This window comes from Amycolatopsis sp. 2-15 (genome assembly GCF_030285625.1).
Classification (GTDB): Bacteria; Actinomycetota; Actinomycetes; order Mycobacteriales; family Pseudonocardiaceae; genus Amycolatopsis; species Amycolatopsis carbonis.
The window spans coordinates 6,522,542-6,547,595 of record NZ_CP127294.1 but is presented as its reverse complement, the minus strand read 5'-3'; the positions used below and the strand labels follow the sequence as shown (position 1 = coordinate 6,547,595).

Below are 25,054 nucleotides of genomic sequence, written 5' to 3'. Positions count from 1 at the left end.
CCCCCATGCCAGGCAGTGACGAACTCGTTGCCCTCTATGACCGCGCCGGCCACGTCGTGGGCCAGGCACCCCGCTCCCGCGTCCGCGCCGAAGGACTGTGGCACGCCGCCGGCGTGGTGCTCGTCCGTTCGGGCGACGGCGAGTCCGTGTACGTCCACCTCCGCACCGCGGACAAGGACATCTTCCCGTCCACCTGGGACTGCTGGGCCGGCGGAGTCGTCGCCGCGGGCGAAACCCCCGCAGACTGCGCCCGCCGCGAGCTCGCCGAAGAGCTCGGCGTCCACGGAGTGGAACCGCGACCCTTGTTCACCAAGATCTACGACCAGGACACCGTCCGCTGCCACAACTTCGCCTACGAAGTCCGCTGGGACGGCCCTATCCAACACCAAGCCGAAGAGATCGTCGAAGGCCGCTGGCTCTCCCTGACCGAACTCCGCGCCTGGGTCGACGATCCCGAAAGCCCCTTCATCCCCGACGGCCGCGAAGGCATCCAGGAGTGGTTCCGCCGCTACGGCTGAGCAACCAGCTTCGCCACGATCCTCGGCAGCAACCGCTTCGCCGCGTCCGCCGCCCGCGCCGGCGTGCTCGCCGCCACACTCAACGCCGACACCAGCTCACCCGTCGCCAGCAGCACCGTGCAGGTCGACCCGTCGCACCACGCCCGCTGCTGCGAAACACCCGGCTGCGGCGGAATCTCGAGCACCTGACCGGCACAGTCCGCGGCAGACACCACATCCGCGCCCGACCCACCCGCGTACGCCGTCACCTCGTGCGTGATCCCCGAACCACTCGGATACACCCAGCTCGCCGACCGCCGCTCCCCCTGAGCCAGCCCCGACAGGCACCCCGACGCCTTGCCCGGCCCCGGCGCCACACCCTCCTCCGCAACGTCCTCATCGGACAGCAACGCCGCCGAAGCCGCCGCAGCGGCCAGGACCCGAGGATCGGGCGAAGGCGACGCGGAAGTGCTCGGCGGCGCGACATGCGGCGGAGTCACCGGCGCGGACGACGCCGCGTCGCTCACGGGTGTCGGGTCGTCGTAATACGTCTCGAGGTCATTGGGCCGGTTGCCGCACGCGGTCGTGAGCCCTGCCAGCGCGACCGCCGCCACCGCGAGCACCTGCCGATGACGCACCTGCCGCCCCTCCGGAAGATCCGAGAACCGCGGCCCACCCGCCGGGCCCGCGCTGCAGCGAGGGTAGTGCAGCCCCTCAGTCCCACCCGAGGTGGGACCGGTGCCGCCAGTACTCTTCCGGCTCCTCCGCCAGACCCGCCAGCTCGGCCACCTCGTCCGCGACCGGCGAAACCCGCGTGGCGGCCAGGTTCGACGCGAGCTGCACCGTGCTCGACGGCCCCACCAGAGCCGCCGAAACCCAGTCGTTCGCCAGCACCGCGGCCACCGCGACCGCGTCCGGACCCACGCCGTGCGCGGCGGCGATGCGCCTCAGTGGCTCCGGCGCCTCCACGACCAGACGCCCGTTGGCCAGCGTCTCCTTGACCAGCACCCGTTTCCCCGCCGCGTGCGCCTCGGCGAGCGCCCCGCCGACCGACGGCTCCAGGACGTTCCAAGTGGACTGCACCGACGAGAACACCGGCCGGCCCGCGGCTTCGAGCTCGAACGCGCGCCGCACGGCGTCCGCCTGCGCCGGCCCGGACGTGGAGAACCCGATCTCGACCCCCTGATCGGACAACCCCGCGAGCGCGTCGATCAGCGCCGCGTCGGAGAACAGTGGACTGTCCACAGTGAGCGAATGCACCTGGTACAGGTTCACGTGGTCGCCCAGCAACGCCCGCGTCTCGGCCCACTGCTCGGCGAACCGCGCCGCCGAGTGCTCCTTGACCTCGTGCACCGGCGCGTCGAGCCGCCACTCGCCGACGTAGCGGTAGCCCCACTTGCTCGACACCATCACGTCGGCGTGGCCGGTCTCCGCGAGCCAGCTCGCGAGGAAGTCCTCGGCCAGCCCGTAGGAACGCGCGACATCGACCCAGCGCACCCCCGCCGCGTAAGCCGCGTCGAGCACCTCGTGGGTCGCGGCGCGCATCGCCGGCACGTCCCGCGTCCCCGGCAGCTCCCGGCCCAGGTTGATGTACGCGGGCCGGCCGAGAGCGGCGAGCCCGACCGCGATGCGCTCCATTCGGTGTCCTTGTCTGTGCGGGTTTTGGATGGTGAGTGGAATGCGCTGCCGACCATGGATTTTTTGGAGGATGGCCATCTGTATAGGTCGTTATACAGTTTGTTTGTGTCGGAGGATGGCGAGCCATTGTCCGGAGTTCTGGGCTTGGCGGTGGAGTTTTTCCAGCCGCGCGGCGGGTGCCCGGACATAGCCTTTGCCGAAGACGGGGGCGATTTGGCGGAGGCTGGCGCCTTCCTCTCGGGCGGCGAGCAAGGCCCAGTCGGACGCGTCGGCGCAGGCGGCGGAGGCGCGGCGCAGCTCCCCCAGCAGGTCGATGAGGTCGTTGGCGTTCAGCTCCCCCGCCTGGACCGCGGCCGCGGTCGTCTCCAGCCAGGTGAGGACGTCGGCCTCGGTGATCGGGGCGCGCGGGCGCGGTGTGTCGTCGGTGCTCACAGCCCGGAAGTATAGGGCGTTATACACCAGAGTTCGGTGACATGGCCGAAAACCGCTGGCCTCGCGGCGTGGCGGACCGTTGACTCACCGGTGACGACAAGGAGGAGCATGGCCGAGAGGCTCGGTATCGGTGCGCGGTTCGTCGCACTGGCAGTGGTGTGGGGCGCGAGCTTCCTGTTCGGTGTTGTCTGCCCCGCCTCCGGCAGGGCGTGCGAGATCGCCTTCGAGCCGATCTCGCACGTGGAGTAGCTGAACCCCAGGCGGATGAGCAGGGTGAGCGTCGCATTTCGTCCAGTCTGGCCAGTATCTTCAACGCGACCACGCCATTGCTCACAATGGCAGATCGGCGCCCCGCGGGTGGTACCGCCTCACTCACACTGTCGAGTCGACCCATCAGCGAGATCGCGCCGGCAAGCCGGCTCAAAGGCGATCTCGCACGCCCCGGCGGAGCCGGGGCAGACAACACAGTGGCGTTCGGGCAGGCCGGCTTCGCGACGGTGCTGCTCTCTTACTGCTGGCGCCGGTGGTGGCGAGCCAGCCGATGCGCCTCAGCGCCGCCGTTGTCTTCAGCATGCTCGCGCTCGGCGTGCTGGCAACGGGGATCGCCTGCGTATGGAACACACGCGTAGTAGCGCCCTGAGGCGCCACCCACGCATCTTCGGTGACTTACCTCACACCGGTGGTCGGCGTGGTGCTCGGCGTCCTCGTCCTTAACGAGCCCATGCACTGGAACGAACCCGCAGGCGCCGCGCTCGTGGTGCTCTGAATCCTCGCCTCGCACGGGAAACTCGCGCCCCGTCGCGGTGTCGTGAAGGCCTGAGAAGAAAGCGTGGGGCCGCCGGCGAACCGGCGGCCCCACGCTTCGAACCGATTACAGGTACTGACCCGTGTTCGTGGCGGTGTCGATCGCCCGCCCCGAGTCCTGGTTCTTGCCGGTGACGAGCGTGCGGATGTAGACGATCCGCTCACCCTTCTTGCCGGAGATCCGGGCCCAGTCGTCCGGGTTCGTGGTGTTCGGCAGGTCCTCGTTCTCCGCGAACTCGTCGACGATCGCGTCCAGCAGGTGCTGCACGCGCAAGCCGGGCTGCTGGGTCTCCAGCACCGACTTGATCGCCGACTTCTTCGCCCGGTCCACGATGTTCTGGATCATCGCGCCCGAGTTGAAGTCGCGGAAGTACAGGACTTCCTTGTCCCCGTTGGCGTAGGTCACCTCGAGGAACCGGTTTTCGTCGCTCTCCTCGTACATGCGCTCGACGGTGTGCTGGATCATCGCGTCGAACGTGGCCTTCTGGTCCCCGCCGAACTCCGCCAGGTCGTCGGCGTGGATCGGCAGGCCTTCGGCCAGGTACTTGGAGAAGATGTCCTTCGCGCCTTCGGCGTCCGGACGCTCGATCTTGATCTTCACGTCGAGCCGGCCCGGCCGCAGGATCGCCGGGTCGATCATGTCCTCACGGTTGGAGGCGCCGATGACGATGACGTTCTCCAGCCCTTCCACACCGTCGATCTCCGACAGCAGCTGCGGCACGATCGTGGTCTCCACGTCGGAGGACACGCCCGAGCCACGGGTGCGGAAGATGGAGTCCATCTCGTCGAAGAACACGATGACGGGAGTGCCCTCGGAGGCCTTCTCCCGAGCCCGCTGGAAGATCAGGCGGATGGACCGCTCGGTCTCGCCGACGAACTTGTTGAGCAGCTCGGGGCCCTTGATGTTCAGGAAGTAGGACTTCCCGTCCGCCTTGTCGCCCCGTGCCTGCGCGACCTTCTTGGCCAGGGAGTTGGCCACCGCCTTGGCGATGAGCGTCTTCCCGCAGCCCGGAGGCCCGTAGAGCAGCACGCCCTTCGGCGGCCGCAGCTGGTACTCCTGGTAGAGATCGGCGTGCAGGAACGGCAGCTCCACCGCGTCGCGGATCTGCTCGATCTGCCTGCTCAGGCCACCGATGTCCTCGTAGCGGACGTCGGGCACCTCCTCCAGCACCAGGTCCTCGACCTCGGCCTTGGGCACCCGCTCGTACGCGTACCCGACCTTCGTGTCCACGAGCAGCGAGTCGCCCGGCTTGAGCGGCTGCTCGGCCAGCGGTTCGGAGAGCAGGACAACCCGCTCCTCGTCCGCGTGCCCCACCACGAGGGCACGGGGAATGCCGCCCTCGTCCTCGGGTGCGAGCACCTCACGCAGTGCGCACACCTCACCGGTGCGCTCGAAATCGCCGCCTTCGACAACGGTGAGTGCCTCGTTGAGACGCAACGCCTGACCACGGCGCAGCGACGAGATCTCCACGGCCGGCGACACCGAGACCCGCATCTTGCGGCCCGCGGTGAAGACGTCCACCGTGTTGTCCTCGTACGAGGTGACGAAGACCCCGTAGCCGCTCGGCGGCTGGGCCAGTCTGTCGACCTCCTCGCGCAGGGCAAGCAGCTGACCACGCGCCTCGCGCAGGGTCTCGACCAGTTTCGTGTTGCGCTCGGTGAGCTGGCTCACCCGTTCGGACGCCTCGGCGAGGCGCTGTTCGAGAACTCGGTTCTGCCGCGGCGAATCGGTGAGTTTGCGACGCAAGAGCGCCACTTCCTCCTCGAGAAAACGGATCTGCCGGGCTTGTTGCTCCGCCGTAAGCCCAGCTCCGCCTGTTGCTGAAGGGTCGGCCTCCTCGCGCCGACCTCCGGGAAGGTCATGATGCATCGGGCACCTCCTCGGAGTGCTTTTCATTCCACGGTACCGGCGATCACCGACAAGAAAAGGCCTTTCCGCATCACAAGATCGGCGCGTCGCGATTTCCGTACCCGCTCAGCACGGTCGTCACGGATGCGCAAGCGGCCGATTCGGTGCCCGGACACCGGAGGCCGTCACGCCGTGTTCCACCAGGCGGAAGCGAGCACGGTGCAGGTACCCCGCGGACCCTGCCGCCAACCCTGGTTTCGCCGGATTCCGGCCTGAGCGCACGGATCCCGGGCGGCCTGGCTAGCATCCCCCCGGGTTCACCTCACCCGGTGGCCAGGTCAGCACGCGAAGGAACGCTAGGGGGCAGCACACATGACCTACCCGCCGCAGCAGCCCGGTGGTCACGGCCAGCAGGGCGGTGGCTACGGAGGCTACGGGCAGCAGCCGAATCCCTACGGACAGTCCCCTCAGGGCCCAGGTCAGCCCCAGTCCGGCCCCCAGCAGCAGCCCGGCTACCCCGGCGCGCAGCCCTACGGCGGGCAGCCACAGCCGGGCACCTGGCCCCCGCAGGGCGGGTACCCGCAGTCCGGTCCGCAGCAGCAGCCGGGCTACCCGGCGCAGCAGCCCCCGCCCTTCGGGCAGCAAGATCCGTACGCCCAGCCGCCGCAGTTCGGGCAGCAAGATCCCTACCGGCAGCAGGACGGGCCCCAGCAGTACGGACAGCAAGATCCGTACCAGCAGGGCGGAACGCAGCAGTTCGGGCAGTCCGAGGGCTTCCAGCAGGGCGGTTTCGGCGATCAGTACGGCCAACCGGGTGGTTATCAGTCCTTCGGCGGCTACAACGAGCAGCCTCCGAGGAAAAAGAAGACCGGCCTGATCGTCGGGATCGCCGTCGGCGTGGTGGTCGTGGTGGGTGCCGCGATCGGTCTCGTGATCGGGCTTTCGGGTGACGACAACGACAAAACCGACATCGCGGCCCCGCCGCCGCCGGGTGTGACCAGCCAGGGTGGCGGCGCGCCGAACACCGGCGCGCCGACCCAGCCCGGCACGAGCACCGGTTCGACCCCGTCGACGGGGTCGGCCTCGGGCAGCAACTCCCCCGCGCCCGGCGGGAAGCAAAGCGCGCAGGAGCTGTTCCAGGCCGCCGCGACCGACTTCACCAGCGGCGACGGCTCGGCGCTGGCCGGGCTGGCGTGCCGCAGTATCTACAGCGGTGGCGCGGTGGACATCCCGAAGACCGACATCCAGCTCACGGGCGCCGCACAGGAGAACGGCGACACTGCGTCCGTGCGGTACAAGGCCACGCAGGGCACGAGGACGGCCAACGGGACGATGACCTCCAAGCGCGAGGCCGGCGTCTGGTGCCTGGTCGACGCCCAGGCGGACAAGCAGTGAGACCCCGGCGGTGAGTGGCAGACTCACCGCCGGGCTCGTCGTGCTCGGCGCTCTCGTGGCCGGCGCGGTGCTCGGTCTGGTTCTGGTCGCACCCGCCGGGCCCTCGGCGCCACCGCCCGCCGCGGCTTCGCCGCCGGCGAGCATTCCCACCGCTTCTTCGTCCGCGAGCGACGCGGACGTCGCCGCGACGAACGTGCTCGCCAACGCCATCGTCGACGCCATCAAGGGCGGTGACGCCACGGAGTTCGGCCGGCTCACGTGCGAACCGCAGACGTCCCAGGCGCTGGCCGAACTGCAGTCCCAGTGGGACGCGGCGGGACCGCTCACCGTGGCCCTGGCGGGGCCGCCGACCGTCGCCGGCGATTCGGCCGGCGTCACCGTGCAGGTGGCGGGCGCAGGCGGGCGCAAGGACACGCCGTTCCCGATGCACCGGGAAAACGGCCGGTGGTGCGTGCCGGGCTAGACCTCAGCCCTTGCCCTTCGCGGGCCGGCGCGACACGCGCGGCGACACCGTTCCGTCGGCAAGGCGGCGGGCGGTGAGCAGGAAAGCCGTGTGCGCCACCATCCGGTGGTCCGGCCGCACCGCGAGGCCGACGACGTGCCAGGGGCGCATCAGCGTCTCCCATGACTCCGGCTCGGTCCAGCACTGCTGGTCCCGCAACGACTCCGTCACGCGGGAAAGCTGTGTGACGGTCGCCACATACACCGTGAGCACGCCGCCCGGCACGAGGTGCGCGGCGACGTTCGGCAGCTGGTCCCACGGCGCGAGCATGTCGAGCACGACCCGGTCGACCTCACCGGTGTGCGTGGCCAGGTCGGCGACGGTGAGCGTCCAGTTGTCCGGCTTCTCGCCGAAGAACTTCACGACGTTGCGCTCGGCGTGTTCCGCGTGGTCGTCGCGGATCTCGTAGGAGGACACATGCCCGGCGGGGCCGACGGCGCGCAGCAGCGAGAGTGTCAGCGCGCCCGAGCCGGCGCCGGCTTCGAGCACGCGGGCGCCCGGGAAGATGTCGCCCCACATGACGATCTGCGACGCGTCCTTGGGGTAGATCACCTGGGCGCCACGCGGCATGGAGAGCACGTAATCCGGCAACAGGGGGCGCAGCGCGAGGTAGTTGCTGCCGCCGGCCGAGGTCACCACGGAGCCCTCGGGGAGCCCGATCAGCTCGTCGTGCGCGAGCGCGCCGCGGTGGGTGTGGTACTCCCCGCCCTCGGCGAGCGTGAGGGTGTAGTGCCGGCCCTTCGAGTCCGTCAACTGAACCCGGTCTCCTGCGCGAAACGGTCCGCTGACCGACAACTTCTTCCTCCACCTCACACGCGAAACGCTGGCGCCAGATCCTCGCAGGTCGTCCGCGCGGGTCGCCGGTCGGGTGCACTCTCAGTGAGCGCGGCGGCCGCGCACGAGCGCGGCCCGGAGGTCTTCGCGGCGCAGCACGCCGGCGGGGCGGCCCTCGTCGTCGACCACGAGGAACTGCCACGCGGGGGTTTCGCGCACTCGTTCGGCGATCTCCTCCCCCGGCTCCGAGGCCAGCAGCACCGTCTCGGCCCGGATCGGTTCGGCCGCGAGCTCCGCCGGGGCGTTCGGGTGCGTCCCCGCCAGCTGCTCGGCGGCCTGCTCGTCGAGCAGCCCCGCGGCAACCCCGTCGGCCCGCACGAGGACCACCCCGCGGCCGGCCGACGCGGCGAGCGCGTCGGACACCGGGCTTTCCGCGGGCAGCTGCAGAACAGGCCGGACCAGCTCGGTCAGCTCGAGGCCGTCGGGCCAGCTGCGCCGGGCCTCGGCCGCGAGCTCTCCGCGGGCACCCAGGATCACGAACCACGCCGTGACCACGCAGACACCGAGCCGCAGCCAGCGGTCCTCGCTCTGGGTCGCCAGGCCCCACAGCGCCCACACGATCAGGCCGGTCGCCACCACCGCGCCCCCGGCCACGGCCGCGCGCGTGCCCTTGGCGCGCATCCCCGTCGCGGCCCAGACGCCCGCGCGCACGAGGCGGCCGCCGTCGAGCGGCAGCCCGGGGAGCAGGTTGAACACGCCCACCGCCAAGTTCGCCACGGCGCACTCCGCGACCAGCAGCCACACGGCCCCGTCGGGCGGCACGGCGAGCATCAGCAGGGCACAGAACCCGCCCAGCACCAGCGACACCGCCGGCCCCGCCGCGGCCACCAACCCCTCCTGTCCGGGCCGGCGCGGCGTCCGCGCGACCTCGGACAGCCCACCGAGCAGGAACAACCGCAACCGGCGCACGGGAATCCCCAACCGCAGCGCCACGAGACAGTGCCCCAGCTCGTGCGCGAGCACCGACAGCCCCAGCAGCACCGCGAATGCGGCCGCCAGCAGCCACGACGTCGGCGTCGACGCGTCCGGCAGCAACCGCCCCACCAGCGGCGCGTACAGCACCACGATGATCAACGACCCGATCCACCACGACGGCGCCAGCAGCACCGGCACCCCGGCCACCCGGAACAGCAACAGCCCGCCGTCGCCGGGCGTGACGCGCCGGGACGGCCCGGCACCGTGCTGTCGGGTCGCGGCCATGCGCGCAAGAGTAAAGGGCGAAGTGTGGGAAGCGGGTGATCTGTGTCTTTGGCCCCGACTCCGTCGGGGCGTGCGAGATCGCCGCGAAGCCGGCTTCCCGATTGTGCGGTCGGATCGGCCGGGGGCCGATCGCACCGCACAATCGGGAAGCCGGCGCGATCTCGCTGGTGGGTCGCCTTCGCGGGGTGAGTTGGGTGGGAACGCGCGGTTGGTCGGGGGCCGGGCGAGGTGGGCTTGGTCGCGAGGTCGGGCTTGTCGGAGTTGGTCGCGAGACCGGGCGTGTCGGACATGTTCACGAGAGCAGACATGGCGGCCGTGGTCGCGAGAACCGCGCGTGTCGGACTCGGCTGCAAGAGCGGGCAGGCTCGGTCGCGAGACCGGGCGTGTCAGACATGTTCACGAGAGCAGACATGGCGGCCGTGGTCGCGAGAACCGCGCGTGTCGGACTCGGCTGCAAGAGCGGGCAGGCTCGGCCGCAAGAGCTGGCATGTCAGGTTTGGTCGCAAGACCGGGCGTAGCGGACCCGGTCGCGAAATCAGGCACGGCGGCCTCGATCGCGAGACCGGGCATGTCGAGCTCGGCCGCAAGAGCGGGCGGACTCGGTCGCGAGGTCTGGCGTGTCGGAGTTGGTCGCGAGGCCGGGCATGTCGAGCTCGGCCGCAAGAGCGGGCGGACTCGGTCGCGAGGTCTGGCGTGTCGGAGTTGGTCGCGAGGCCGGGCAGGTCGGATTTGGTCCGGCCGGGCACATCAGGCTTCGTCGCAAGGCCGAGCACGGCGCGCTTCGTCGCAAGGCCGGCCGAGTCAGCCTTGGTCCGGGCCGGGCACACCGGGTTCGATCCTGGGGCCGGGCGTGTCGGATCGCCACGCGGCCCGGGCGTGTCGGGGTTCGGCAGGAGGCCCGGCGTGGCGGACTCGGTCGCCGGACCGGGCGCATCGGAGTTGGTCGCGGCGCATGGCGAGCTTCGTTGATGGGTGAAAGCGGCACGCACTACGAACTCGGATCTACCTTTGGCCGCCCCCACAGCCAGCCGGATCGCTTCAAACCACTTCCACCGCGCGGCGACCACCTCGCGACCGCACCCTCCCTCCCTCCCATGGCCACCAGACAAAGGCGACCCGGCAGCGAGATCGCGCCGGTGTTTCGGCTGGGCGGTGCGATCGGCCCCCGGCCGATCCGACCGCCCAGTCGAAACACCGGCCTCGAGGCGATCTCGCACGCCTCGGCGGAGCCGAGGCAGACGACACAGCGGAGCCGGGGCAAAAGATTCTGTCGGTGCCCAGCGTTACGCTCTGGCCATGCCCGACACCGCTACGGTCACCACCCCACCGGGAACCGGTGACGCGCCCGTCCGCAGGCGGCCGGCGCTGTCGCCGTCACGTGCCAGCGATTTCAAACAGTGTCCGCTCCTCTACCGATTCCGGGCCGTCGACCGGCTGCCCGAGGTGCCCACGAAGGCCCAGGTGCGCGGGACGCTCGTGCACGCCGTGCTGGAACGGTTGTTCGGTCTGCCCGCGGGTGACCGCGTGGCGCCACGGGCGAAGGATCTGCTGGCGCCCACGTGGGCCGAGCTCTCCGCCGCGAGTCCGGAGTGGACCGAACTGTTCACGGATGCCGAGGCGGGCGAAACCGACAAATGGCTCGCTTCGGCGGAGAAGCTGCTCGACGCGTACTTCGAGCTGGAGGACCCGCGCCGGCTGGAGCCGGAGGCGTGTGAGCTGCACGTGGAGATCGAGCTGGGCTCGGGGGTGCTGCTGCGCGGGTACATCGACCGCGTCGACGTGGCGCCGACCGGCGAGATCCGCGTGGTGGACTACAAGACCGGGGCCGCGCCGCGTGAGATCGGCGAGGCCAAGGCGATGTTCCAGATGAAGTTCTACGCCGTGGTGCTGTGGCGGCTGCGCGGCGTCGTGCCGCGGCAGCTGAAGCTGATGTACCTCACCGACGGCCAGTCGCTCGCCTACACGCCCGACGAGGCCGAGCTGGTGCGGTTCGAGCGCACCCTGGAAGCCATCTGGCAGGCGATCCTGAAGGCCGGCAAGACCGGCGACTTCCGGCCCAACCCGGGCAAGCTGTGCTCGTGGTGCGACCACCAGGCGCACTGCCCGGAGTTCGGCGGCACCCCACCGGAATACCCCGGCTGGCCGGAACCCGACGCCGGCGAAGAGACCGCACTGGACCGGGCCGACTGATGGCCGACGCGTTCTACGTCCCCCTCGGTGACGAGCGGTATGCCGCGACCGAGCACACCAGCGGCCCCTGGGCACCCGGCGCGCAGCACTTCGGCCCGCCGTCGGCGCTGCTCGCGCGCGGGCTGGAGCGGCTCGAAGCGCCGCACCCGGCGCTCATCGCGCGCGTGACCATCGAGATCCTCGGGCCGGCGCCCGTCGCGGAGCTGGACCAGCGGTCGTGGATCGAGCGGCCCGGCCGGTCGGTCGAGCTGCTGCAGTCGGAGCTGTCCGCGGACGGCAAGCTGATCGCGCGGGCCAGCGCGTGGCGGATCGCGACCACCGACACGACGAGCGTCGCGACCGACGCCGGTCCCCTGCTTCCCTCGGCGGAGGTGGGCACGGAGACCACGTTCCCCGCAGACTGGCGCGGCGGTTACCTCAACGCCGTCGAGTGGCGGGCGGTGCGCGGCAGCATCTCGGCGCCGGGCCCGGCCGCCGTGTGGGGCCGGCAGCGGATCCCGCTCGTCGACGGAGAGGAGCCCACCGGGTTGCAGCGGCTGTTCGCGGTCGCGGACTCGGCCAACGGCGTGTCCCACTTCCTGCCCACCGCCGACTGGTGGTTCATCAACTCGGAGCTCACGGTCCACCTGCGCCGGGCGCCGGAGGGCGAGTGGATCGGGCTCGACGCAGTGACCCTGGTCGGGCCGCACGGCATCGGCACCGCCACGAGTACCCTGCACGACGGCTCCGGCCCGGTCGGCGCCGGTGCGCAGGCTCTGCTCGTCCGGCCGCGACAGGCCGGGGGCGGATAACCGCGCGCCCGCGCCCCGGATCCAATAGCCTTCGCGGAACGATCGACAAGGGAGCGCTCCGGCATGCAGATCACCTCGGTGGTCAACCAGAAAGGCGGGGTCGGCAAGACCTCACTCAGCGTGGGCGCGGCCGCGGCGCTGGCCGAACGCGGCCGGCGCGTGCTGCTGATCGACCTCGACCCGCAGGGACACGCCACCACCGAGATGCTCGGCCTGGCCGAGGCGTCCGGTGACGCACCCACGCTCGCGAAGGCGCTCACGAAGCTCTGGAAAGGCCCGATCGAGGAGCTCGCGGTGCCGCACCCGCGCAGCAACCTCGGCCGCGGCGGCGCGTTCGACGTGATCCCGACGTCGCCGGGCATGTTCGATCTGATCCGCCGGCTGGACTCGTTCCGCGTGCCGGGCTGGCAGCTCGCACGCGTGATCCAGTTCGCGAACTACGACCACGTGGTCATCGACTGCCCGCCCGCGCTCGACGTGCTCACCAACAACGCACTCGCGGCGTCGCACGGGATCCTGGTGCCGGTGCAGCCGGACAAAACGAGCATCCGTGCGCTGCGGCTGCTCGGCGACCAGGTGCGTTACGTGGAACAGACCACCGGCCGCACGCCCATCGCGTGGTACGGGATCGTGCCCGGGCTCTACCGCCGCCCGATCTCCCACTACGCGGCCGCGGCGCTGCAGGAGATGTACAGTTTCGGCATCCCGATGCTCTCGCACGTGCCGCTCGGCGTCGTGATGAACGAGGCCGCGGCCAACGGCGTGCCCGTCACCACGTACGCACCGGAAACCCTGCAGGCCCTGTCGTTCCGCGAGATCGCCGAAACCCTCGACGGCTACCTCGCCCAGAACCCCGGCCCGACCGAGGTCCCGGCCGACGACGAGTTCGTCTTCGAGGACTTCATCTCCGAGGTCGCGATGACCCGCAATGCCAACGACAACGGCGCCCGCAAAAAACTCTACGACCTAATGCCGAAACGCCCGAGCCGGCCGCGCTGAGGTCTCGGCTCCGCCTCGACTCGCGCTGTGTTTTCTGTCTCGGCTCCGCCGAGACGGCGAGATCGCCGCGAAGCCGGTGTCTCGAATGGACGGTGCGATCGGCCGGGGCCGATCGCACCGTCCATTCGAGACACCGGCGCGATCTCGCGGCGTGGTCGGCTGCAAAGCCTTGCTCCGGGACCAAAGTCGCTACGGGACGGACCGAAGTCGGCTCGGACCGGTCTGCCCGCCCTGGCGGAGCCGGGGCGGGCAGACCGCGGAAGCTACGACCGAACTACAACCGGCAGGAGCGGATGTCGGAGGCGAGGATCGCCTTGGCGCCGACCTCGGCGAGTTCGTCCATGATCTGGTTGACCTTCTTGCGCGGCACCATGGCGCGCACGGCGACCCAGTCCTCGTCGGCGAGCGGGGCGACCGTCGGCGACTCCAGGCCCGGGGTGATGGCGATGGCCTGCTCCAGCAGCGTGCGCCGGCAGTCGTAGTCGAGCATCATGTACTGCTGCGCGAACACGACTCCCCGCAGCCGCGCGGCCAGCTGGTTCTTCGCCTTCGCCGAGTCGCTGCCCGCGCGCTGCAGCAGTACGGCTTCCGACACGCAGATCGGGTCGCCGAAGGCCACCAGGTTGTGCTGGCGCAGGGAGCGGCCGGACTCGACCACGTCGGCGATCGCGTCGGCGACGCCGAGCTGGATCGAGATCTCGACGGCGCCGTCGAGGCGGATCACGTCGGCCTCGACGCCGTGACGCGCCAGGTCCTCGCGCACGAGCCGCGGGTACGAGGTCGCCAGGCGCTTGCCCTGCAGGTCGGCCGGCTTCCAGTCCTGGCCGGCCGGGGCGGCGTAGCGGAACGTGGATCCGCCGAAGCCGAGCGCGAGCATCTCGTCGACCGGCGCGCCCGAGTCGAGCGCGAGGTCGCGGCCGGTGATGCCGAGGTCGAGCTCGCCGGAGCCGACGTAGATCGCGATGTCCTTGGGGCGCAGGAAGAAGAACTCGACCTCGTTGACCGTGTCCAGCACGGTCAGGTCCTTCGAGTCATGTCGCTTGCGGTAGCCCGCCTCGGAAAGCATCTCGGCCGCCGCCGCGGCGAGGGCTCCCTTGTTAGGCACGGCAACACGCAGCATTTCGTTCTCTCCTCGATCTCCGGTGCGCGAACGCGTCACAGGTAGCGGTACACGTCCTCGGTCGAGATCCCCCGGCCGAGCATGAGCACCTGCACCCGGTACAGCAGTTGCGAGATCTCCTCCGCGAGGCGGTCGTCGGACTCGTGCTCGGCGGCGATCCACACCTCGCCGGCTTCTTCCAGCACCTTCTTGCCCTGTGCGTGCACCCCGTCGTCGAGGGCGACGACGGTGCCGGACCCGTCGGGACGGGTGCGGGCGCGCTCGGCAAGCTCCGCGAACAGCTCATCGAAGGTCTTCACGGTCTGCAGATCCTTCCATCCCGCACGGGCGGGCGCTGCCCCGGGTGACCCCGATGCCGCAGGAGTCACACTCGCGGCAGCAACGCGGCCAGCGTGGCAACGTCGACGCCCGCGAGCGACTCGCGGAACACCCGCCGCGGCCCCGCCGGGACCGCCACGTCGTTCGGGATCACGAGCACCGAGCAGCCGGCGCGCTCGGCCGACTCCGCACCCGGCGGCGAGTCCTCCACCGCGACGCACCGCTCCGGCGGCACGCCGAGCAGCTCGGCGGCCTTGAGGTAGGGCCTCGGGTGCGGCTTGTTCAGGCCGTCGACCTCGTCACCGCACACCGTGACGTCGAAGAACTCGCGGCCGATCGTCTGCAGCGCCAGCTCCGTCAGCGCGCGCTCGGTCGACGTGACCAGCGCCGACGGGATGCCGGCGGCCTTCACCGCGGCCAGCGCTTCGCGCGCGCCGGGGCGCCACGGCAGCGCGTCGTCGAACAGGCCCGCCGTGCGCCGGCGGATCCACGCACCGGTCTCGGCCACCGACTCCGGCGTGACCTCCTGCGCGGTGACCTCCAGCAGGTAGGTGGCCGTGGCGTCCATGTTGGACCCCACGAGCGTCATCCGCTGCTCCTCCGACAGCGTGCCGCCGAGCGCTTCCGCGCACTCGTACAGCGCGACATCCCAGAGCTTCTCGGAATCGACGAGCGTGCCGTCCATGTCCCACAGGACGGCGCCCAGTCCGTCCGAAGAGGACGGTGCAGTCACGGTTTTCTCCTTGTCGGTGCGTCGGCGGGTGGCCGGACGGACAGCCGCGGCACACCCGCGCGAATCCGCCCCGAAAGGGTGGGTTTGCGTCGCGCCGGCGGCGGCCCCGGACCGTCCACCGGGGGAACCGAGCACGACGGCGGGCCGGATCGTCTCCAGTATCCCATCCGCATCGCGCCGACGGGCGCGGGTGCGGCGCGCCGTCCACAAGGCGCTGAGCTGCGGCTCCCCGGCGTGTCCCGCACACCGGGACCCGTACGCCGCCGGCGGGCGGCGGTGGTGACGGCGCGCGGTCGGACATGCTGCACAGGTTACGGGCGAAGGGTCGTAGGCTGGGAAGGTGAGTGAGCCAGTCGACGAGACCCAGCGACCCGGAGACCCGGATCGCGCCCGCCCGGAATCGAAGCGCCCCCTGATGGTGGTGGCCTTCGAAGGCTGGAACGACGCTGGTGACGCGGCCAGCCGCGCGATCGAGCATCTGCAGCTCAACTGGGACGCCACCCCCCTGGCGGAGCTGGAGCCGGACGACTACTACGACTTCCAGGTCAGCAGGCCGACCATCAGCATGGTCGACGGCGTGACCAGGCAGGTGGAGTGGCCGACCACGCGCCTGTCCATCTGCCGGCCCGAGGGCCTCGACCGCGACGTGGTGCTGGTGCAGGGTCCCGAGCCGAACATGCGCTGGCGCGCGTTCTGCGCGGAGCTGCTGGAGCACATCATGCAGCTCGACGTGGACACGGTCGTCGCGCTCGGCGCTTTGCTGGCCGACACCGCGCACACGCGGCCCGTCCCGGTCACCGGGACCGCCTACGACAAGGACACCGCGAGCCGGTTCCGCCTCGAGCTGAACAACTACCAGGGGCCGACCGGGATCGTGGGCGTACTGCAGGACTACTGCGTGCAGGCCGGCATCCCCGCCGTGTCGATCTGGGCGGCCGTGCCGCACTACGTGTCGCACCCGCCGTCCCCCAAGGCGACCCTGGCGCTGCTGCACAAGCTCGAAGACGTCCTCGACGTCGAGATCCCGCTGGGCGCGCTGCCCGAGCAGGCCGAGGAGTGGCAGCGGACCGTCAGCGAGATGGCCGACGAGGACGAAGAGATCAGCGAGTACGTCCGCAGCCTCGAAGAGCGCGGCGACGCGGAAACCGACTTCACGATGGAGGAGGTGTCCGGCGACAAGATCGCGGCCGAGTTCGAGCGTTACCTGCGCCGGCGCCGCCCGGGCCAGGAAGGCGGCGGCTTCGGCCTCCGCTGACCAGCTTTTCAGCCGGAATGGCCCCTGCCGCACTCGCGGTGGGGGCCTTTCCCGTCTCAGGGCTCCGCTCAGCGACGCCAGCGGGCGGCGAACGCGCGGGCCGGGTTCGAGACGAGCATCGCCTGCACCACGTCTTCGCCCAAAGCTCGGACCAGCCGGGGCCGCAGCGTCGTGAGCAGGTACGGGATGCCGGGGCCGCCGCCGGAGGACAGCCGGGCCGCGGCGGTGGTCGTGTCGCCGCCGAGGAGCAGCTGGCCGGTGTGGCCGGAAGTCGCGAGCTCGAACAGCAGGTCGGTGACGCGCCAGTCGGTGGCGTGGTTGGCGCGCGACGGGCCGTCGAAGCCCAGGAAGACACCGGTGTCGGCGACCTCGCGCAGCACGCGCAGGTCGGGGTTGCGGTTGAGGTGGCCCAGGATCACGCGCGACGGCGGCACGGCCAGCTCACCGCACAGCAGGTCGGCGACCTCCCGGGCCGCGGTGCCCAGTTCCAGGTGCACGGCGATCGGCGCGCCCGTCTCCTGGTGGGCCTGCGCGGCGGCGACCATCGTCCAGCGGGCGTGCCGGTCGACGACGTGGAAGCCGCCCGCCACCTTGATCAGGCCCGCCCGGGGTCCGGTCCGCTCGGCGTCCGGGTCGTCGCCGGCCGGGATGCCGTCGAGCAGGTCGGCCACGAAGATCTCGGCCAGCCGGTCGGAGACGCGGTCGAGGACGTCGGCCGGGTAGTGCTCGGCGCGGTGGAAGCCCGTCGCGGCGACGACGTGCACGCCGGTCGCCTCCGAAAGCGCGGCCAGGTCGGCCGCGCGGCGGTTCAGGCCGAACGGCGTCCACTGGACCACCGTGCGCCCGCCCGCGGCCGCGAACGCGCGCAGCTCGGCCCCGGCGGCCGCCGCGTCGTCGAGCTCCTGCCCGGCGAGCTGCCGGGAGGCGAAGAACAGGTGGTCGTGCGCGTCGCACACTTCGAGCGACGAGGGCGCGACGTCACCGCGGACGGTGCGGACCCGGGGTTCCCCGGTCACGCGGTCAGCAGCTTCCGCAGCGGCACGGCTCCGCGGGCGCGGCGGCTCCACTCGCGCGGGTAGCCGAGCGACACCTCCTCGAACCGCACGCCGTCGGCCGACGTCGTGCGCGGGATGTGCAGGTGGCCGTACACGGCGAGCTCGGCGCGATAGCGCAGGTGCCAGTCCTCGGTCTCCGTGGTGCCGCACCACAGCGCGAAGTCCGGGTAGTGCAGCGGCGCGGTCGGGTGGCGGTGCAGCGGCCAGTGCGACACAAGGATCGTGCCGTGCTCGGCCGGGATGGCGTCGAGACGGTCGGTGCTGACCTTCAGACGCTCGGTGCACCAGGCCTGGCGGCTCGGGAACGGGTCGGGGTGCAGGAAGTACTCGTCGGTGCAGACGACACCGGCCTCGCGCGCCTGCGCGAGCACCTCCTCGATCGTCTTGCCTTCGGCGGCCGGCGTGCGCCAGCTGTAGTCGTAGAGCACGAACAGCGGCGCGATCGTCAGCGGCTTGGCGCCGTGGTCCCACACGGGGAACTCGTCCTCGGGGGTCAGCACGTCGATCTCCCGGCACTGCTCCACGAGGAACTCGTAGCGGGCCTGGCCGCGCAGCTGGGACTCGTCCTTCGGCGTGGTCCACAGCTCGTGGTTGCCCGGCACCCACACGACCTTGGCGAACCGCTCGCGCAGGGTGGCGAGCGTGTCGCGGATGACGGACGAGCGCTCGGCGACGTCACCGACCACGAGCAGCCAGTCTTCCGGCGAATCCGGCACGACGCGGTCGAGGATCGGCCCGTTGCCCTCGTGGGTCACGTGGAGGTCGCTGGTGGCGAAGAGAGACGGCACTCCTCCACCGTAGCCATTTCCCGACCGGCAGATCGCCAGAACCGCCCCTTACGCCACCCCAGCAGCACCAGTCCGGCCACGACGTAGACGCCGGCCTGCACGTCGAGCAGCACCGCCGGACCGGTCCCGGCCACCAGCGCCCCGGCGAGCAGCGACCCGAGGGCCTGCCCCGCCGCGACCACGGCGAACACCGTGCTCAGCACCCGCCCGGCGCGTTCGGGCGCCGCCACGCTCTGGACGTGGGCCAGCAGCCCGGCGCCTGCGACCACCGCGGGTCCGCCGGCCGCCGCGAACAGGCCCACGTAGACCCCGAGCGCGGTCGTGAGGGCTGCCGCGTTCCAGATCAACGCCGACACCAGCCCGGTCGCCAGCGAGCCCCACGCGAGCAGCGTCGCGCCCCCCACCCGCCGGGCGAGCGTCGCCACGGCGAAGCCCGCCGCGAGCCCGCCGATCGCCTGCACGCCGCGCAGCAGGCCGGCGTCGGCCTCGCTGCCGCGGAGCACATCCAGTACGAAGACCACGAACAGCACCAGGAACATCCCCTGGGCCACGGACACGAGCACCGTCGCGATCCCGGTGGCCCGCAGCCGCGGGTCCCGCGTGAGCTCCCGCAGCCCGGCCAGCCACGCGGTGACGACCGGTTCCCGGCGTGGCTCCCGGACCCGCGGCGCCACCGGTCCCGGAAACGGGCGCGCGAGCAGCACCGCCGCGACGGCCAGCGCGCCGAGGTACCCGAGCACCACGCGGTCCAGCCCGCCCCAGCCGAGCAGCACGCCGCCGGCCCAGCCCCCCGCGAGCCGGGCGACGCTGCCGTTCACGCTCATCAAGCCGTTGGCGCCGGTCACCTCGGCGACGCCGACCAGCTCCGGCACCAGCGCGTTGCGCGCCGGTTCGAACACCGACGCCAGCCCCGCCTGCGCGGCCATCACCAGGTACACGAGCGCGACGGGGATGCCGTCGCCGGCGAGCAGCGGCAATGCGACCACCGCCTGGCCGACACACACCACGGCGAGCACGACCCGGCGGTCCCACCGGTCCGCGACAACCCCGGCGACCGGGCTCAGCAGCACCGCCGGCAGCAGGCCGAGCACCACGCTGAGCGCCGTCGTCGCGGCCGAGCCGGTGGTCGCGAAGAGGAACACCGGCAGCGCGACCTGCAGCATCCACTCGGCGGACTCGCCGAAGAACGCCGCCAGCCAGAGCCGCACGAACGTGGGCACGCCCAGCAGCTGTCTCACGACACCGGCTCCCCGTCCGGCCCGAGCCGCAGAAATGAGCGCAGGCCGACGTGCACCGGCAGGGCGCCTTCCGGCGCGTCTTCGCGGATGGCACCGACGTAGGGGCGGACCAGCCCGTCGACCGCCTGCAGCAGCCGGTCGAGCTCCGCCGGCGTCACCTGCAGCGTGTACGAGCTGAAGCCACCGACGGCGCGCCAAGCCGGGTCGAGCGTTTCGAGGGAGTCGAGGAAGCGCCGCGTGAGGTCCTGTTCCTCCGCGAGCTGCGTACCCACCACGGCGAGCTGCGCCCGGTTGAGCGCCGGGTCGTCGCCCAGGTCGCCGAGGTCGAGGCCGACCTGCAGGGCGCGCCAGGGCCGCTCGCGCCCGTCGGTGGCGTCGGCGCGCTCCACGAGGCCGTGCTGTGCGAGCCGGCGCAGGTGCCAGCTGCAGTTGGACGCGGTGGAGCCGACGGCCTCGGCGCATTCGCTGGCCGTGCGGGGCCCGACGGCCATCAGGTGGTGCAGCAGCGCCGAACGCAGCGGGTGCGCCAGGGCGCGCAGCAGCTCGGCGTCGTCGACGCGTTTGCGCGGCGGCAGCTCGGCCATCTGTCCTCCGAATATCTGAAACAGTTACTTCGAAACTATCCTTTCAGAGTTGCAGCCGCCCGACCTGCCGTCAACGGGCTTCGCTACCATCACGGACAGTTACTGTGTCGTGCAGTCGTTGTCTCTGCCAGCCACTCCCGCGCCGAGGACGGTCTGTTGCCCCACCAGCGAGAACTCGCCACCGCCGCCGCACTGGCGCTCCCCCGGTTCGTGAGCGCAACGGTCCGCTTCCACACCGCGGTCGCCGACCGGCTCGGCGTGACCCCGGCTGAGCTGCACTGCCTGCAGCTCGTGCACAGCGGCGCCACCGACTCCCCGACGGAGCTGGCTCGGCTGCTCGGGATGACCACCGGCGCGTTCACGCGGATGCTCGACCGGATGGAGCGCGCCCGGCTCGTGGAACGCGTGCCCGACCCGGCGGACCGCCGGCGGCTGCGCGTGCGCGCGCTGCCCGACCGCATGGCGGAGCTGACCGAGCTCTACGCCCCGCTCGCCCAGCGATTCGGTGAGCGCCTGGCCGGGTTCGACCGCCGTCAGCTCACCGCGCTGGTGTCGTTCCTGACCGAGGGCGAGACGGCGGCCGACCTGGCCACGCGGCAGGTCGACAAGGCCGCGCGGCAGCCCCGCGAAATTCGGGGTTGACTAACCCTACTGGTGTTGCGTTAACCTCTCCTCATCATGGACAGCTGAGCCCAGCCCTTTTCCCGCACCGAGGCAGCTCCCGGTCGAGCCCCGCTCCCGCGAGCCACGAGTCCCGTCGGGGAATCCGCTGTACAGACCAGGGCCGGTGATCCCCCATGTCTTTGTCCCTCAAAGCCACCGACGTCGTGTTCGGCTACGGCGCCAGGACCGTCCTCGACGGCGTCTCCGTCACCGCGTCGGCCGGGCGCCGCCTCGGGCTCGTCGGCGAGAACGGCACCGGCAAGTCCACGCTGCTGCGGCTGCTCGCCGGCCTCGAACAGCCACGCTCGGGCGAGATCGTCCGCGGCGACGACGTCGGCTTCCTGGTGCAGGAGCTGCCGTTCCCGGCGTCGGCGACCTTCGGCGATGTCCTCGACCACGCGCTGGCCGACATTCGTTCGGCCACCGCACGGCTCGACGCGCTCACCACGGCGATGACCGACCGGCCCGACGACGCGAGCGCGCTCGACGAGTACGGGAGGCTCCTGGAGTGGGCGCAGGCCCACGACCTCTGGGACGCCGACCGCCGCGCCGAGCTGGTGTGCGACGGGCTCGGGCTCGGCGCGCTCGGGCGCGACCGGCGACTCGGCGAGATGTCGGGTGGGCAGCGGTCCCGGCTCGGAATGGCGGCACTGCTGATCCGCCGTCCCGCCACGATGTTGCTCGACGAGCCGACCAACCACCTCGACGACACCGCGATGGAGTTCCTGGAGCACCACCTCGTGGAGCTCTCCGGCATCGTCGTGCTGTCCTCGCACGACCGCGTGTTCCTCGACGCGGTGTGCACCGACATCGTCGACCTCGACCCGGCGCCGGCCGACCGGCTCGTCGGCGGGGCGACGCGCTACGGCGGTACCTACAGCGACTACCTCGACCAGAAGCGAGCCGAACGCGCGCGCTGGGAGCAGCGCTTCGCCGAGGAACAGGACGAGCTGAAGGAGCTGCGGGAGTCGGTCGTGATCACGGCGCGGCGGGTCGCGCACAACCGCGCGCAGCCCGACGGAGACAAGAACCTCTACAACTTCAAGGGAGGGCGGGTGCAGAAACAGGTGTCCCGCCGCGTCCGCAACGCTCAGCTGCGGCTCGACGAGCTCGAACACGACCAGGTGCGCAAACCGCCCGCACCGCTGCGGTTCCGGGCGCGGCTCACGGCCACCGCGTCAGGCGAAGGACCGGCGATCTCGGTGCGGAACCTGGACGTGCCGGGCCGGTTGACCCTCGACCGGCTCGACGTCAGCGGCACGGCGCGGCTGCTCGTGACCGGCGGCAACGGCGCGGGCAAGTCCACGCTCCTGTCAGTGCTGGCCGGCCGGCTGGCACCCGCAAGCGGGGCCGTCCACTTCGGACCCGGGCTGCGTGTGGGGTTGCTGGAGCAGGACGTGGTGTTCCCCGATCCGGAGCGCGTGGCCCACGAGGTCTACCGCGCCGAACTCGGGGATGACGCGCCGCCGTTGTCCCGCTTGGGTTTGCTGTCCTCACGGGACCTCGGCCGGCCCGTCGGCGAGCTGTCCGTGGGCCAGCGGCGGCGCCTCGCGCTCGCGGTGCTGCTCGCGGACCCGCCGGACGTGCTCCTGCTCGACGAGCCGACCAACCACATCTCTCTCACGCTGGCCGAAGAGCTCTTCGCCGCCCTCGACGACGCCCCGGGCGCCGTCGTCATTGCTTCTCATGATCGGTGGCTGCGCCGCCGCTGGCAGGGCGACCACCTGGAGCTAGCGGCCGTTGAAACCGCGGCCGTATAGGTCGTTATACACTAATGGGGCGCCCCGAGCTCGAACGCCCGGATCAAGGTGCCCCAGCTTCGGCGACCACAGCGCGAGATCGCGCGCGAAGCCGGGGCAGAAAATTCAGACGATGCCGAGGAGGGCGTCGACCGCGATGCGGATCAGGCCGGGCGCGGTGGCGTCACTACCGTCGCGGCGAAGGGCCGCGTCCGCCCACGCGTCGATGGCAGCCAGGGCCTTGGGGGTGTCGAGGTCGTCGGAGAGGTGGTCGCGCAGGCGTGCGAGGGTCTCCGTCGCGTCGGGACCCGCGGGCAGCGCCACGGCCTCACGCCAGCGGGCCAGGCGCTCCTGCGCTTCGACCAGCAGCGCGTCGGTCCACGGCCGGTCCTCGCGGTAGTGGCCGGCGAACAGCGCGAGCCGGATGGCCGAGGTGTCCACGCCGTCGGCGCGCAGCCGCGAGACGAACACCAGGTTCCCGCGCGACTTCGACATCTTCTCGCCGTCGAGACCGATCATCCCGGCGTGCACGTAGTGGCGCGCGAACGGGTGCTCCCCCGCCACGGCCTCGGCGTGCGCGGCGCTGTACTCGTGGTGCGGGAACCGCAGGTCCGAACCACCACCCTGCAGGTCGAACCCGAACCCGAGCCGGTTCACCGAGATCGCGCTGCACTCGATGTGCCAGCCCGGCCGCCCGGCACCCAGCTCCGACTCCCACGACGGCTCGCCTTCCCGCTCGACACGCCAGAGCAGCGCGTCGAGCGGGTGCCGTTTGCCCACGCGGTCGGGGTCACCCCCGCGCTCGGCGAAGAACTTCGCCATCGTCTCCTCGTCGTAGCGCGACTCGTACCCGAACCGGCCGCTCGCCGCGTGGTCGAAGTACACGTCCGGGTACTCCGCGTCGTCCACCCGATAGGCACTGCCGTTGGCCAGCAGCTTCGCTGCGACCTCCACGATCTCCGGGATCGCCGCCACCACGCTCACGAACTGCCGCGGCGGCAGCACGCGCAGCGCCTCCATGTCCTCGCGGAACAGCGCCGTCTCGCGCATCGCGAGCACCACCCAGTCGTCGGAGTCACGCTCGGCGCGCTCCAGCAGCGGGTCGTCGATGTCGGTCACGTTCTGCACGTAGTGGACCTCGTGCCCGTTGTCCCGCCAGATCCGGTTGACCAGGTCGAACGCCAGGTAGGTCGCCGCGTGGCCGAGGTGCGTGGCGTCGTAGGGCGTGATGCCGCAGACGTACATCCGGGCGGTGGCTCCCGGAGCCGTCGGGCGGATCTGCCCGGTCGACGTGTCGTGGAGCCGAAGCGGGCGAGGCGTGCCCGGCAACCGGGGCACGTCGACGGAGGACCAAGTCTGCATGACTCAACTGTAACGGGACAGACGGACTGTGTTTTCTGCCTCGGCTCCGCCGAGGCGTGCGAGATCGCCTCGAGGCCGGCGATCTCGCTGCCGGGTCGGCCACCTAGAGCTCTGCCATCCGCTGCTGCGTCTCGTAGCCGCACTCCCCCTCACGACGCTCAGCAGCGCGCGGCGTTGTGGCGATCGTCTCGAAGAGGAATCCGAGCTCCCGGTAGAACAGCACGCGCTGCAGCCGGTCGAGATCGGCTTCGCTCAAGCGCCGGTGGCGGTGCGCCAGCTCGGCGACAGCAGGCCGATCTCGTCGTAGCGGTGCAATGTGGGGCACGGTGATCCCCGCGAACGCGGCGACTTCGGTCACCCAGTAGCCCATCTCCCCCGCGTTTCCTGTCCCCGCCGACGATGGCGCCTTACGTCGCTTGAGGGTCAAGCACGAACAGCCGGGTCAGCATCCCAAGCGGTTCGGCGCCGCACATTCGCGGCGACACGGTGGGAAGACTCGTTGGTCTCGAACGCGCTGTAGAAGAGCATCCGCTCCCCTGGCGCGAACAACGCCGTCCACACCCGTACGACCACCGCCGCCAGGCCGCGGCCGCGGTGCGACCCCGCCGTCTGCACGCCGACCTCCGCGGCCTCGGCGGTGAGGCGGGCGCAGTGAGCCAGGCTCACGACCTGGCCTCCGTCGGCGAGAGCCGCCCAGGGGCCGCACTCACCGGCCAACAGCAGCTTCCAGCCGCCCGCTGTCCAGCGCTCGGGCGCGCAGGCCGGCGTAGTCCGCCCACGGGCGTGGGCGGCGCGGACGGGCCCAGGTCACCGCGCTCGCGCACGAGCGTCGGCCCCGCCGGAGCCACGGGCGCTTCCGCGGCCGCCGGCAGCAGCCAGCTCCGAGCCGCCGTCACGGCCGTCGGCCGGTCCGGCGCCTCGTGCCCGGCGATCAACTCCGAGCGCCCGTCGCAGGTCGTGATTACCGCGAACACCGTGCCCGCCGCGAGGCCGGTGTCGTCGCGGCCCCAGATCGCTTCCACTTCCAGACGCAGCTTCCCCAGCGTGTCCATGCCACCGCAGTCTGGC

28 protein-coding genes are annotated in these 25,054 nt (G+C 71.4%); 11 read left to right on the top strand and 17 right to left on the bottom strand.

The annotated features are described in order from the left end of the window. Positions 1–5 precede the first annotated feature (5 nt). The gene (locus QRX50_RS32420; RefSeq protein WP_285966913.1) at positions 6–518 is read left to right on the top strand and encodes an NUDIX hydrolase; all 513 of its coding nucleotides are present in this window, start codon (positions 6–8) and stop codon (positions 516–518) included. Here QRX50_RS32420 and QRX50_RS32415 read toward each other — a convergent pair. From QRX50_RS32415 to QRX50_RS32405, 3 genes are all read right to left on the bottom strand, one after another. Further along, a complete protein-coding gene (locus QRX50_RS32415; protein WP_285966912.1) occupies positions 509–1,135 on the bottom strand; it encodes a hypothetical protein in 627 nt (208 codons plus the stop codon). The genes QRX50_RS32420 and QRX50_RS32415 overlap by 10 nt on opposite strands. 76 nt (positions 1,136–1,211) lie before the next feature. After that, complete coding sequence (locus QRX50_RS32410) at positions 1,212–2,135, bottom strand: aldo/keto reductase (RefSeq protein ID WP_285966911.1); 924 nt, start codon at positions 2,133–2,135, stop codon at positions 1,212–1,214. A 90-nt stretch (positions 2,136–2,225) separates the two neighbouring features. Further along, positions 2,226–2,567, bottom strand: coding sequence for a hypothetical protein (locus tag QRX50_RS32405; protein ID WP_220240784.1), 342 nt, complete (start codon positions 2,565–2,567; stop codon positions 2,226–2,228). A gap of 108 nt (positions 2,568–2,675) precedes the next feature. Here QRX50_RS32405 and QRX50_RS32400 point away from each other — a divergent pair, with 108 nt between their 5' ends. Together QRX50_RS32400 and QRX50_RS49830 are read left to right on the top strand one after the other, a co-directional pair. After that, positions 2,676–2,816, top strand: coding sequence for a hypothetical protein (locus QRX50_RS32400; protein ID WP_285966910.1), 141 nt, complete (start codon positions 2,676–2,678; stop codon positions 2,814–2,816). A gap of 412 nt (positions 2,817–3,228) precedes the next feature. Next, positions 3,229–3,333 (top strand): hypothetical protein, encoded by a 105-nt coding sequence (locus QRX50_RS49830; protein WP_353074015.1) that lies wholly within the window; start codon positions 3,229–3,231, stop codon positions 3,331–3,333. A 105-nt stretch (positions 3,334–3,438) separates the two neighbouring features. On the opposite strand, the gene arc is transcribed toward QRX50_RS49830, so the two are convergent. Further along, positions 3,439–5,241 (bottom strand): proteasome ATPase, encoded by a 1,803-nt coding sequence (arc, locus tag QRX50_RS32395; RefSeq protein WP_285966909.1) that lies wholly within the window; start codon positions 5,239–5,241, stop codon positions 3,439–3,441. Between the two features lie 351 nt (positions 5,242–5,592). Here arc and QRX50_RS32390 point away from each other — a divergent pair, with 351 nt between their 5' ends. Beyond that, entirely contained in the window at positions 5,593–6,615 is a 1,023-nt protein-coding gene (locus QRX50_RS32390; RefSeq protein WP_285966908.1) for a chromosomal replication initiator protein DnaA, read from the top strand. Between the two features lie 10 nt (positions 6,616–6,625). Further along, a complete protein-coding gene (locus QRX50_RS32385; RefSeq protein WP_285966907.1) occupies positions 6,626–7,078 on the top strand; it encodes a hypothetical protein in 453 nt (150 codons plus the stop codon). Positions 7,079–7,081: 3 nt separating this feature from the next. Here QRX50_RS32385 and QRX50_RS32380 read toward each other — a convergent pair whose 3' ends face one another. Next, positions 7,082–7,912, bottom strand: coding sequence for a tRNA (adenine-N1)-methyltransferase (locus tag QRX50_RS32380; RefSeq protein WP_285966906.1), 831 nt, complete (start codon positions 7,910–7,912; stop codon positions 7,082–7,084). A gap of 81 nt (positions 7,913–7,993) precedes the next feature. Beyond that, positions 7,994–9,151, bottom strand: coding sequence for a M50 family metallopeptidase (locus QRX50_RS32375; protein WP_285966905.1), 1,158 nt, complete (start codon positions 9,149–9,151; stop codon positions 7,994–7,996). A gap of 1,296 nt (positions 9,152–10,447) precedes the next feature. On the opposite strand from QRX50_RS32375, the gene QRX50_RS32370 reads away from it, so the two are divergent. From QRX50_RS32370 to QRX50_RS32360, 3 genes are all read left to right on the top strand, one after another. Beyond that, positions 10,448–11,341, top strand: a complete 894-nt coding sequence (locus QRX50_RS32370; RefSeq protein WP_285966904.1) for a RecB family exonuclease — start codon at positions 10,448–10,450, stop codon at positions 11,339–11,341. Continuing rightward, a complete protein-coding gene (locus QRX50_RS32365; protein ID WP_285966903.1) occupies positions 11,341–12,132 on the top strand; it encodes a thioesterase family protein in 792 nt (263 codons plus the stop codon). Before QRX50_RS32370 ends, QRX50_RS32365 begins: the two co-directional genes overlap by 1 nt. Before the next feature lie 63 nt (positions 12,133–12,195). Then, complete coding sequence (locus QRX50_RS32360) at positions 12,196–13,131, top strand: ParA family protein (protein WP_285966902.1); 936 nt, start codon at positions 12,196–12,198, stop codon at positions 13,129–13,131. Positions 13,132–13,405: 274 nt separating this feature from the next. On the opposite strand, the gene hisG is transcribed toward QRX50_RS32360, so the two are convergent. The 3 genes from hisG to QRX50_RS32345 form a co-directional block, all read right to left on the bottom strand. Then, positions 13,406–14,251, bottom strand: a complete 846-nt coding sequence (gene hisG / locus QRX50_RS32355) for an ATP phosphoribosyltransferase (RefSeq protein WP_285966901.1) — start codon at positions 14,249–14,251, stop codon at positions 13,406–13,408. Positions 14,252–14,286: 35 nt separating this feature from the next. Beyond that, positions 14,287–14,550: a phosphoribosyl-ATP diphosphatase gene (locus QRX50_RS32350; RefSeq protein WP_184778231.1), complete on the bottom strand. Its 264-nt coding sequence runs from the start codon at positions 14,548–14,550 to the stop codon at positions 14,287–14,289. Positions 14,551–14,615: 65 nt separating this feature from the next. Beyond that, positions 14,616–15,254: an HAD family hydrolase gene (locus QRX50_RS32345; RefSeq protein WP_285974624.1), complete on the bottom strand. Its 639-nt coding sequence runs from the start codon at positions 15,252–15,254 to the stop codon at positions 14,616–14,618. Between the two features lie 388 nt (positions 15,255–15,642). Here QRX50_RS32345 and QRX50_RS32340 point away from each other — a divergent pair, with 388 nt between their 5' ends. Next, positions 15,643–16,557, top strand: a complete 915-nt coding sequence (locus tag QRX50_RS32340; protein WP_285966900.1) for a PAC2 family protein — start codon at positions 15,643–15,645, stop codon at positions 16,555–16,557. A gap of 68 nt (positions 16,558–16,625) precedes the next feature. On the opposite strand, the gene QRX50_RS32335 is transcribed toward QRX50_RS32340, so the two are convergent. The 4 genes from QRX50_RS32335 to QRX50_RS32320 are packed head-to-tail and all read right to left on the bottom strand — an operon-like array spanning position 16,626 to position 20,222. Next, the gene (locus QRX50_RS32335; RefSeq protein WP_285966899.1) at positions 16,626–17,573 is read right to left on the bottom strand and encodes a phosphotriesterase family protein; all 948 of its coding nucleotides are present in this window, start codon (positions 17,571–17,573) and stop codon (positions 16,626–16,628) included. After that, positions 17,570–18,400, bottom strand: coding sequence for a metallophosphoesterase family protein (locus QRX50_RS32330; protein ID WP_285966898.1), 831 nt, complete (start codon positions 18,398–18,400; stop codon positions 17,570–17,572). The genes QRX50_RS32335 and QRX50_RS32330 overlap by 4 nt, the downstream gene beginning before the upstream one ends. Next, positions 18,364–19,638 carry an MFS transporter gene (locus tag QRX50_RS32325; protein ID WP_285966897.1) on the bottom strand — a complete coding sequence of 425 codons (1,275 nt, stop codon included), beginning with the start codon at positions 19,636–19,638 and terminating at the stop codon, positions 18,364–18,366. Before QRX50_RS32325 ends, QRX50_RS32330 begins: the two co-directional genes overlap by 37 nt. Then, entirely contained in the window at positions 19,635–20,222 is a 588-nt protein-coding gene (locus QRX50_RS32320) for an ArsR/SmtB family transcription factor (RefSeq protein ID WP_285966896.1), read from the bottom strand. The genes QRX50_RS32325 and QRX50_RS32320 overlap by 4 nt, the downstream gene beginning before the upstream one ends. 156 nt (positions 20,223–20,378) lie before the next feature. On the opposite strand from QRX50_RS32320, the gene QRX50_RS32315 reads away from it, so the two are divergent. Beyond that, positions 20,379–20,864, top strand: coding sequence for a MarR family winged helix-turn-helix transcriptional regulator (locus tag QRX50_RS32315; RefSeq protein ID WP_285966895.1), 486 nt, complete (start codon positions 20,379–20,381; stop codon positions 20,862–20,864). Positions 20,865–21,019: 155 nt separating this feature from the next. After that, positions 21,020–22,645 carry an ABC-F family ATP-binding cassette domain-containing protein gene (locus QRX50_RS32310; protein ID WP_285966894.1) on the top strand — a complete coding sequence of 542 codons (1,626 nt, stop codon included), beginning with the start codon at positions 21,020–21,022 and terminating at the stop codon, positions 22,643–22,645. Between the two features lie 105 nt (positions 22,646–22,750). On the opposite strand, the gene mshC is transcribed toward QRX50_RS32310, so the two are convergent. The 4 genes from mshC to QRX50_RS32290 form a co-directional block, all read right to left on the bottom strand. Then, positions 22,751–23,986, bottom strand: a complete 1,236-nt coding sequence (gene mshC / locus QRX50_RS32305; RefSeq protein ID WP_285966893.1) for a cysteine--1-D-myo-inosityl 2-amino-2-deoxy-alpha-D-glucopyranoside ligase — start codon at positions 23,984–23,986, stop codon at positions 22,751–22,753. Between the two features lie 103 nt (positions 23,987–24,089). After that, positions 24,090–24,344, bottom strand: a complete 255-nt coding sequence (locus QRX50_RS32300; RefSeq protein WP_434533162.1) for a MerR family transcriptional regulator — start codon at positions 24,342–24,344, stop codon at positions 24,090–24,092. A 65-nt stretch (positions 24,345–24,409) separates the two neighbouring features. After that, positions 24,410–24,652 carry a hypothetical protein gene (locus QRX50_RS32295; RefSeq protein WP_285966892.1) on the bottom strand — a complete coding sequence of 81 codons (243 nt, stop codon included), beginning with the start codon at positions 24,650–24,652 and terminating at the stop codon, positions 24,410–24,412. Further along, on the bottom strand, positions 24,649–25,038 hold the full coding sequence (locus tag QRX50_RS32290) for a hypothetical protein (protein ID WP_285966891.1): 390 nt from the start codon (positions 25,036–25,038) through the stop codon (positions 24,649–24,651). The genes QRX50_RS32295 and QRX50_RS32290 overlap by 4 nt, the downstream gene beginning before the upstream one ends. Positions 25,039–25,054 lie beyond the last annotated feature (16 nt).

What these genes read in the sequence shown, in the direction of transcription:
- QRX50_RS32420 (WP_285966913.1), top strand. Translation starts at nt 6, where the DNA reads ATGCCAGGCAGTGACGAACTCGTTGCCCTCTATGACCGCGCCGGCCAC.
- QRX50_RS32410 (WP_285966911.1), bottom strand. Translation starts at nt 2,135, where the DNA reads ATGGAGCGCATCGCGGTCGGGCTCGCCGCTCTCGGCCGGCCCGCGTAC.
- QRX50_RS32400 (WP_285966910.1), top strand. Translation starts at nt 2,676, where the DNA reads ATGGCCGAGAGGCTCGGTATCGGTGCGCGGTTCGTCGCACTGGCAGTG.
- arc (WP_285966909.1), bottom strand. Translation starts at nt 5,241, where the DNA reads ATGCATCATGACCTTCCCGGAGGTCGGCGCGAGGAGGCCGACCCTTCA.
- QRX50_RS32390 (WP_285966908.1), top strand. Translation starts at nt 5,593, where the DNA reads ATGACCTACCCGCCGCAGCAGCCCGGTGGTCACGGCCAGCAGGGCGGT.
- QRX50_RS32375 (WP_285966905.1), bottom strand. Translation starts at nt 9,151, where the DNA reads ATGGCCGCGACCCGACAGCACGGTGCCGGGCCGTCCCGGCGCGTCACG.
- QRX50_RS32370 (WP_285966904.1), top strand. Translation starts at nt 10,448, where the DNA reads ATGCCCGACACCGCTACGGTCACCACCCCACCGGGAACCGGTGACGCG.
- QRX50_RS32365 (WP_285966903.1), top strand. Translation starts at nt 11,341, where the DNA reads ATGGCCGACGCGTTCTACGTCCCCCTCGGTGACGAGCGGTATGCCGCG.
- QRX50_RS32360 (WP_285966902.1), top strand. Translation starts at nt 12,196, where the DNA reads ATGCAGATCACCTCGGTGGTCAACCAGAAAGGCGGGGTCGGCAAGACC.
- hisG (WP_285966901.1), bottom strand. Translation starts at nt 14,251, where the DNA reads ATGCTGCGTGTTGCCGTGCCTAACAAGGGAGCCCTCGCCGCGGCGGCG.
- QRX50_RS32345 (WP_285974624.1), bottom strand. Translation starts at nt 15,254, where the DNA reads ATGGACGGCACGCTCGTCGATTCCGAGAAGCTCTGGGATGTCGCGCTG.
- QRX50_RS32320 (WP_285966896.1), bottom strand. Translation starts at nt 20,222, where the DNA reads ATGGCCGAGCTGCCGCCGCGCAAACGCGTCGACGACGCCGAGCTGCTG.
- QRX50_RS32310 (WP_285966894.1), top strand. Translation starts at nt 21,020, where the DNA reads ATGTCTTTGTCCCTCAAAGCCACCGACGTCGTGTTCGGCTACGGCGCC.
- mshC (WP_285966893.1), bottom strand. Translation starts at nt 23,986, where the DNA reads ATGCAGACTTGGTCCTCCGTCGACGTGCCCCGGTTGCCGGGCACGCCT.
- QRX50_RS32290 (WP_285966891.1), bottom strand. Translation starts at nt 25,038, where the DNA reads ATGGACACGCTGGGGAAGCTGCGTCTGGAAGTGGAAGCGATCTGGGGC.